The following is an 8,079-nucleotide window of genomic DNA, read 5'->3' as shown; positions in this document are numbered from 1 at the left end:
GGTGTGGGCGTGGTGACGGCACCGGCGCCGCCGGCGCCGTCACCACGCCCACACCCACCCCTCATCCCAGACCGAACTCCTCGGCCTCGTCGGTACTGACGACCGCAACGGTTCCAGCCGGGACCCCAGGCAGCGTGGCTACGCGGGACGCCACCGCCAGAAGATCCACCTGACTGGCTCCGGTGACGAAGAAGACGTAGACGTCCCCGTCCTCCTCTCCCTCATCGAAGACTTCCACGTCACCTCGGTCTTCGAGATCGGACAGGAGGTCCTCGACCTCCTCGATCCAGGGAAACGGGTAGGAGCCGTCCGGCAGGTCGGGCGTCGGCAGCAACGGCACGTGGATCTCAACAACCATGGTGGACACGAGATCATCCTGCCCCCAGTGCCTTCGCCCGCCCCAACCAGGGGACGAACCGCGTCCGTACCCCTGGCGAGGTTGAAAAGGGCTCAATACCGGCACCGCATCCTCAGCGGATTCCTCGCCGGGACGGGCCTCACCCTCGACAGACCGGACGGACTCTAATACGCCGAAGTCAGTAACGGCGACCGGCCGTTCACCGGCATGTCGAACGTCCCCGCGCGACGCGGACAGCGACGCCAGGAGAAGAGAAGCGCTGATTCGCGCTACACCGCCCGGCCTGTCGCCATCCCGGAGGTGCCGCAGCGGGACGCGGCACGAGGTGCCGGGATTCCTCTCAGGCGCGGGTCAGTCGGGTGTCAGGGGGTGGTGTTGAGATCCTCGGGAGCGTTTCCGTGGTGCAGGGTTTTCGTGCTCCCGAGCAGGGAGGTCTGCGATGGCTGTTCCCTCACCGACCCGGTTCGGCGTCCTGCTGCCGACCCGTGAACAGGCGATCCTCGGCCGCTTCGCTGCCTCTCCCCTGCTCGGATTCGCCCGGCAGGCCGAAAGGCCGGGCTTCGGCTCGCTGTGGACGGGCGATTCTCTGACGCCATGTCCCCGGCTCGACCCGCTGGTGGTGCTGCCCGCCGTCGGCGCGGTGACGAGCGCCGTCGCCCTGGGGACCGCCGCGCTCACTCCGGCGCTGCGGCATCCGCTCGTCCAGCGGGTGTGTTCGGCGGTCTGCGACTGGTGGTGTTGAGTACTCCATCAGTCCGGCAGCAGGTGTGACACGAGGGTGCGTGCCCATTCGGGGGTGAGCGCCTGGTCGGTGAAGACAGCCCTGTAGTAGAGGGGAGCGAGCACGGCATCCATGACGCGTTCGACGGTCGGGGTCTGATGGCCCCGGGTCTGTTCCCGTTCGAGTATGGCCTGGAGCTGTTGCCTGCGCTCTCTGGTGCATGCGCTGGCGCCTTGTTCGCCGGCTGTGCCGATGGTGGCGCGTACGAGGGGGAGGGTGTCCGGGTCGTTGAGGTCCTTGGCGAGGTCGGAGGCGTAGCGTTCCAGGTCCTCACGGAGGCTTCCGGTGTCTGGGACCACTATGTCGCCGGAGAAGCGGCTGGTCGCGACATCGGTGAGCAGTTCCCCCACTGAGCCCCAACGGCGGTAGACCGTGGTGGCGTGCACGCCCGCGCGGGCGGCCACGACCGGGATTGTCAGCAGTTCGCCGGTCTCGTCGGCGAGTAGTTCCTCGACCGCGCGGTGGACAGCCGCGCGGATGCGGGCGGACCGGCCGCCGGGTCGGCTGCCGGTGCGGGGCAGAGGGGAGGTCGTAGCGGACATGCGATCAGTATCGCACTGATCATTGCCTTTTAAATGCAGCGATCGCTGCCTTTGTGTTACCTTGAAGCCGCTAACGCAAAGATCACTGCGAGGACCTCGTATGTCAGTTGAGTCTGTCGGCACCGCCGTACCGCTCGTCGGCGGTCCGCAACGCGCACGGTGGAAGGATCCCTCCCCCTGCGTGACCGCTGCCTTTGTCCTCTTCTTGGCCGCTTCCAGCGCACCTTCTCCGCTCTACGTGATCTATCAGCAGCAATGGAAGTTCACGGCGTGGGTACTGACCGTCGTCTTCGCCCTCTACGTGGTCGGCCTGTTGGGCTCGTTGCTCGTCGTCGGCTCGCTGTCGGACCATCTCGGCCGTCGGCCGGTGCTCGCCTTGGCGATCGGACTGGAGATGGTCGCGCTCGTCCTGTTCTATGTGGCCGGGGACGTGTTCGTCCTGTCCGCCGCCCGGGTGCTGCAGGGCATCGCGACTGGGGTGGCGACGCCCGCCCTGAGTGCCGCCATTGTCGATCTCGAGCCGCCGCATGCCCCCGGGCGTGCAGGCGTCGTCACCTCGGTGGCTCCCCCGACCGGGCTCGCTCTTGGTGCTCTCGGCTCCGGTGTGCTGGTGGAGTTCGGTCCCGCCCCGACCCGGCTGGTCTACGCACTGCTGTTCGGCGGAATGGTACTGGCGGCGGTGGTCGTCGCCCTCATGCCGGAGACATCTCCCCGTCGGCCGGGAGCCGTCGCCTCCCTCCGCCCCCGGGTCGCCATGCCAAGGCACCTGCGCGCGGACATCGTCCCGTTGGTGCCGGCGATGATCGCCACCTGGGCACTGGCTGGGATGTACCTCTCGCTCGGCCCGTCCGTCGCGGCCGAGTTGTTGAGGCTGCACAGCCATCTGGTCGGCGGCGTCGTCGTGACACTCTTGGCGGGCACCGGAGCGCTCGCAATCTTCCTGCTTCGCTCCCGGTCCGCGTCCTCGCTGCTGGCCCCCTCGTCCGCACTGCTCGGGCTCGGCACCCTGATATCGCTTGCCGGGACGGTGGAGGGCCTCGGCTGGCTTTCCGCTGTCGGCACCGTCGTCGCGGGTCTCGGCTTCGGCGCATCGGTGCTGGCGACGTTCGGCACCTTCGCCCGGATCGCCAAGCCGCACGAGCGCAGTGCGGTCTTCGCCCTGGCGAACGTCATCAGCTATCTCGGGAACAGCGTGCCCGCCGTACTCGGAGGAATCGCCGTCACCGCCCTGGGGCTGAGAATCGCCGCCGTGATCTACGCGCTGGCGATCTCGGTGATCACTTTCTCCGCCCTCGTCCTGCGCCTGAACCAGATACGGGCGCAGCGCCGTGGAGCCGTGGCAACGTGCAGGTGAGGCGCCAGCCGGCGACAGAGGATCCAGCGACCTCCATTTCCGTCACACCGACCATTACAGCGTTCCACGATGCGTGACAAGGGGACCCCGTGACCACTGCAAGCAGGAGGAAAAACCTTGAGGTTCAGCGATCGGACCACACGACGATCCGGTACACGGCCAGCGGTCCGGCCGGAGGACCGACTCTGGCTCTCATCCACGGGTGGGCGTGCGACCGCAGCGACTTCGACGCGGTGACCGACCATCTGCCCGAGGGCTACCACGTTCTCGCGATCGACCTCGCTGAGCATGGCGAGTCACGGTCGACGCGGAACGTCTGGACCATGGAGGAGTTCGCTCACGACGTGGCGGCAGTGCTGGAAGCCGAGTCGGTGGACACGTGCACCGTGGCCGGGCACTCCCTCGGCGGGGCGGTCGCCGTCGAAGTCGGCCGACTGCTCCCTGACACGGTCTCGCACGTCGTCGCACTCGACGCGCTGCACTACCTGTCCCTGTTCCCGGCGCTGAGCGAAGAACAGACCGACGGGATGCTGCATATGTTCCGTGAGGACTTCGCCGGAGGCGTGCGGGCCCTCGTCGAGGCAGGTTCGCCGGCAGGAACCGACACAGGCCTCAAGGATTCGTACTTCGAGAAGATGGCCGCGGTGCGGCAGCCCGCGGGTCTGCGTTCCATCGAAGGGCTGGTCCACTGGGACATGGACGCGACGCTACGCGAGACACAACAGCCGATCACCGTGTTCGCGATACGTGACCTGGTGACGCAAGAAGCGGTCGACCGCTACGGGGACCGCTACGACCTCGTGCTCGTCGATCTGGGCAGCCACCACTTCCCTGTGGAGGCACCCGAAGGCACGGCGAAGCTTCTGGCCGGCGTGGTGACCAAGTAGTCACGAGCGTGTCGGTCATGGCTTTCTTGACGTAAGGGAAGAGCCCCTGAAAAGGCAGCACGTACAACTCGGCGTAGGGCCCGAACCGGACGCCCTCCGATCTCATGCCGGGCGAGCGGTCCGCGCGCTGACAGGCGGAGTGATCGTCGTCCGGTGATCCTTTGTCACCGCTGGACTTCGCAGTTCGCCATAACGAGCAGGGCCCGCAGCAACGTGATGGCGTGATGGGCGTGAGTTCCGCAGTTTCCTGTACGGGCGGGCGTGGACGCACGCCGAGGGGCCGGTGGCACTGTTCAACCACGCGGTGACGTGGCTGCGCAAGAACCGGGTGCTGCTGCCAGGTGAAGTTTCCCCGTGTTCTTGGACACTCGATCTCTGTGCCGCGAGGGTGTGCTGGTGGCGCTGCCTGGTCTCGGCCGGGGTGAGGTAGCCGAAGACCTTGTGCTTGCGCAGGCGGTGCCGGCTATGGAACGTCTCGATGAAGGCGAAGACCTCGGCGCGGGTGGTGGCTCGGTCGGGCCAGGTGCGGGTGCCGATCTCTTCCTTGAGTAGGGCCCAGAAGCTCTCCGCGGCGGCGTCGTCGAAGCATGATCCGGTGCGGTCGCAGCTTTGTCGCAGGACCAACTCGCTTATTTTACTGCGGAATTCTTCTGATGTGTATTCACTGCCGCGATCCGAGTGTGTGATGCATCCCGGCTGCAGGCCGCCGTGGCCATGGGCCATCCTCAGGGCGTCGACGACGAGGGAGGCGCGGTGATGGGCGGCCATCGCGTATCCGACGATCTCGCGGGTGGCCAGGTCCAGCCAGCAGGCGAGGTAGAGCCAGCCCTCGGCGGTGGGGAGGCAGGTGATGTCCCCGACCAGCTTCGTGCCCGGCCGCTCGGCGTGGAAGTCGCGGCCGATCAGGTCCGGGGCCGGTCTCGCCCTCTTATCCGGCCGGGTCAGCGAGCGCCGTCGACGGCGGTGGGCACCCTGGATACCAGGTTCACGCATGACGCGGGCGACGCGTTTGCGGTTCACCGCCCGGCCCAGGCGCCGCAGTTCGGCGTGGATGCGCGGGACGCCGTACGTGTGGCGGGACGCGACGTGGATGACGGTGATCTCGTGGGCGAGGGCTTCGTCGGCCGCCTTCCGTGCGGCGCGGGCGTTCGCCGCCGCCTGCCAGGCGTAGAAGGAGGAGCGGGCCACGTTCAGTAACCGGCACAGCGCAGCGACGGTGTGGGTGGTCTTCTCCGCCTCGATGAACGCGTACACCGCGGTCATCGATCGCTCTCCTTCGCGAAGAAGACCCGCCGCTTTTCGCAGCACCTCGATCGTCTCGGCCTGCTCACGGTTCTGCCGACGCAGTCGGCGCAGTTCCTCCCGCTCGGCCGTCATCAGCTCGCCCGGCGCCCCCTGACGGCGGTCGGCCCGGTCCTGCCGGACCCAGTTCCGCAGCCCTTCGGCGCTGACCCCAAGCTCCCGGGCCACCTCGGTGACGGTCCTGCCGGAGGAGCGGACCGGCGCGACCGCATCCCGCTTGAACTCCTCCGAGTACCGCCCGCTGCGGTTGCTCTTGCTTCCCACCTGACACTACTTCCTCTGGAACCTCACGTCCCAGTCTCCAGGTGTCCAGCATCACGGGAAAGCTTCATGTCACGCCTGTGTCACGCGATAGAGCACCTTCAGTTCGTCGGGCAGCGTGACGCCCGGGCGGGCCTCGGCGGCGGCGATCTTCTCCTCCTCCGTGGTGTCGGCGGCGCCGGGGAACCGCTCGCGGAGCGTGCGCTCCAGCAGCGCCAGGGACCGGGAAGGACGCCGTCGACCAGCAGCAGCACCCCGAGAAGGCGCCCTGCGCCCTCCTCCACCGCCGGGCAGGGCCAGACCGGACCAACCGTGGTCCTTCCCGTCGACCGTACCTCCGCCGTGAAGCGGACCTTGTCGACTCCGCCGCCCGCCAGGGCCCGCTGGATCGGCTTCACCGCCCGCTCCCAGTCCTCCTCGGCGGGACGGGCCGCCGGCGTCTGTTCAGCGCGCTCGTGCAGGCTCCATCCGTTCCGCGCTATGCAGCCGGCGGTGCGGGCGGTACGGCTGTGCGAAACGCCGGCCAGGAGGCGCACCACTGGCTCCAACACCGCGAAGTGACTGATCGACGGCAACGGCAACAGATCATCACTCATGGGCGGACCGTAGGCGGCGTCACTGGCATCGGGGCGTGGGGTCGGGACCGGTCGTGGGCCGCTCCCGCCGGAGGCCGCGCGTCGTCCGGCGTGGGCTGGGCGGACATCGTACGGTGCCGGCCGCGGTGGTCGCCGGCGCCCCGTCCACACAGGCCGCTCACACGACGCAGACGACGACAACGGCCTCCGCCGCTCCCTCGCTCCCGCCCCGCCCGCGGTGAGCAGTGCGCTGTGCCCGTGGCGCGACTGCTCGGTTCGGCGTGCGGAGTGCGTCCGGCAGGGGACGTCGCGGGTGTTCGCCCGAGACCAGAGGGGGCCCGGTGGCTGGAGAGGCCGGGCGCCGAGCGGCATAGTGAAAGCCCTTTCGACCGACGATGTCGAACCGGCCACCGGCCTTGGGCGCCGCAAGGGGCAATCCGCCCATACGGGTTCGGCCTCAGGAAAGCCGCCGCGAGCATTCCCGCCGCAACACGCGCGGGACGGCGCGGCCTTCCTCCCGTCCCGGCGCCGACGACGGACGGGGGACGCGGCATGGACCCGACCTCCCCCGTCACATCACACGACATACCGGAATACTCCACTTGATCTTCATGAATCGGCCATGATTTCCGGCGGCCCGGCGCGGCCGCACCGCCCGCCCGGGGCCGGCGGCGACCTGAGCAGCCACACCGTCGTGCGGAGCCGGCGGCGCCAGAGAGTTCGGTGCCCCGCGATGAATGGCGCGTTGTCCACCGGTCGCCGCACCGCCGGGACCTTGCCGGAATCCGGGACGACCGACGGGCCATCACCCAATGGCCCATCAGGTTCCCGTTGTCTCACCCTACGGACGGGATCCCGCAAGAGCCCTTTCCTTGCCAACCAACTTGCGCACCCGGGGGCTCTCGCCGAAGCGTCCGAAAGCGGCGCTTGCTGACAGGGACATATCACGGCGAAGGTTCAACCACCGATGCGGCACCTCCAGGACGCCCGCACTGTCCGCGGGACTGCCGCAGACATGAACCAAGGGCCCGGACACCCAACGGGCCCACACCCCCCACCGGAGGACAAGTGAAGGTCAAGACGTTCCTGTCGTCGGGCACCTCTCGAGGAGCCCGTGCCGCCACCGTCGTCGCCGCCCTGGCGACCGTGTCCGCGCTCGTGACCCCCACCGCCATGGCGTCGGCGTCCGCGGACGCGAAGCCCACCGCGGCCCAGCTCGCCCGGGTCGGCGACGCGGTGCTCACCGCCGACGTCGGCGGCACGGCCTGGTACACCGACAAGGCGTCGGGCAAGGTCGTCGTCACCGCCGACGGCACGGTCTCGGCGGCGGAGATCAACAAAATCAGGAAGGCGGCCGGCGCGCAGTCCGGGGCGCTGCAGATCAATCGCACCCCGGGCAAGTTCAGCCGTCTGATCGCCGGCGGGGAGGCCATCACCTCCTCCGGCGCCCGCTGCTCCCTCGGCTTCAACGTCCGCAACTCCGCGGGCACGAACTTCGCGCTCACCGCCGGACACTGCACCAGCGGCCGGTCCAGCTGGAGCATCGGCACCGCGGTGCCGGGCCAGACCGTCTTCCCGACCTACGACCACGGGGTCATCCAGCACTCCAACCCTGCCGCATCCGACGGCCGCGTGTACCTGTACAACGGCACGTACCGCGACATCATCAACGCCGGCAGCCCGACCGTTGGGACGCGCATCGAGCGCTCCGGCAGCACTACGGGTTACCGCACCGGCAGCGTCACCGGCCTGAACGCCACCGTCAACTATGGCAACGGCCAGCTGGTCTACAACACGATCCAGACCAGTGCCTGCGCCGAGCCCGGCGACAGCGGCGGCCCGCTCTTTGCCGGCAACACCGCCTACGGCCTGCTCTCCGGCGGCAGCGGCAACTGCACCACCGGCGGCACCACGTTCTACGAGCCGGTCACCCGGCCGCTGAGCCTGTACGGCCTCAGCGTCTTCTAACCCCGCAGCAGTACCGCGTCACAGGCAGGCCCCGGAGGCCGCCGTCCGTCG

General features: G+C 68.8%; 6 protein-coding genes and 2 pseudogenes. 5 read left to right on the top strand and 3 right to left on the bottom strand.

What is annotated here, in order from left to right; genetic code table 11:
• Positions 1-61: 61 nt before the first annotated feature.
• Positions 62-358 (bottom strand): hypothetical protein, encoded by a 297-nt coding sequence (locus tag AOK18_RS17980; RefSeq protein ID WP_055695043.1) that lies wholly within the window; start codon positions 356-358, stop codon positions 62-64.
• Between the two features lie 439 nt (positions 359-797).
• Between AOK18_RS17980 and AOK18_RS17975 the strand changes: the two genes are divergently transcribed.
• Positions 798-1,100 carry an LLM class flavin-dependent oxidoreductase gene (locus AOK18_RS17975; protein WP_055695042.1) on the top strand — a complete coding sequence of 101 codons (303 nt, stop codon included), beginning with the start codon at positions 798-800 and terminating at the stop codon, positions 1,098-1,100.
• Between the two features lie 8 nt (positions 1,101-1,108).
• Here the strand turns inward: AOK18_RS17975 and AOK18_RS17970 are convergent, their stop codons facing one another.
• The gene (locus AOK18_RS17970) at positions 1,109-1,681 is read right to left on the bottom strand and encodes a TetR-like C-terminal domain-containing protein (protein WP_055695041.1); all 573 of its coding nucleotides are present in this window, start codon (positions 1,679-1,681) and stop codon (positions 1,109-1,111) included.
• A 181-nt stretch (positions 1,682-1,862) separates the two neighbouring features.
• Between AOK18_RS17970 and AOK18_RS17965 the strand changes: the two genes are divergently transcribed.
• The 3 genes and pseudogenes from AOK18_RS17965 to AOK18_RS35405 all read left to right on the top strand — a co-directional run.
• Positions 1,863-3,035, top strand: a complete 1,173-nt coding sequence (locus AOK18_RS17965; protein WP_240503222.1) for an MFS transporter — start codon at positions 1,863-1,865, stop codon at positions 3,033-3,035.
• 89 nt (positions 3,036-3,124) lie between these two features.
• A complete protein-coding gene (locus AOK18_RS17960) occupies positions 3,125-3,922 on the top strand; it encodes an alpha/beta fold hydrolase (RefSeq protein ID WP_055695039.1) in 798 nt (265 codons plus the stop codon).
• Between the two features lie 229 nt (positions 3,923-4,151).
• Positions 4,152-4,265, top strand: a pseudogene (locus tag AOK18_RS35405) (DUF4158 domain-containing protein); the annotation flags it as partial.
• 77 nt (positions 4,266-4,342) lie between these two features.
• Here the strand turns inward: AOK18_RS35405 and AOK18_RS31030 are convergent.
• Positions 4,343-5,488, bottom strand: a pseudogene (locus AOK18_RS31030) (IS3 family transposase); the annotation flags it as partial.
• 1,640 nt (positions 5,489-7,128) lie between these two features.
• Here AOK18_RS31030 and AOK18_RS17950 point away from each other — a divergent pair.
• Positions 7,129-8,028, top strand: coding sequence for a S1 family peptidase (locus AOK18_RS17950; RefSeq protein ID WP_055695038.1), 900 nt, complete (start codon positions 7,129-7,131; stop codon positions 8,026-8,028).
• The last annotated feature ends 51 nt before the right edge of the window (positions 8,029-8,079 follow it).

This window comes from Streptomyces prasinopilosus (assembly GCF_001419695.1).
GTDB lineage: Bacteria > Actinomycetota > Actinomycetes > Streptomycetales > Streptomycetaceae > Streptomyces > Streptomyces prasinopilosus.
This window is presented reverse-complemented; position numbering and strand designations above follow the sequence as displayed.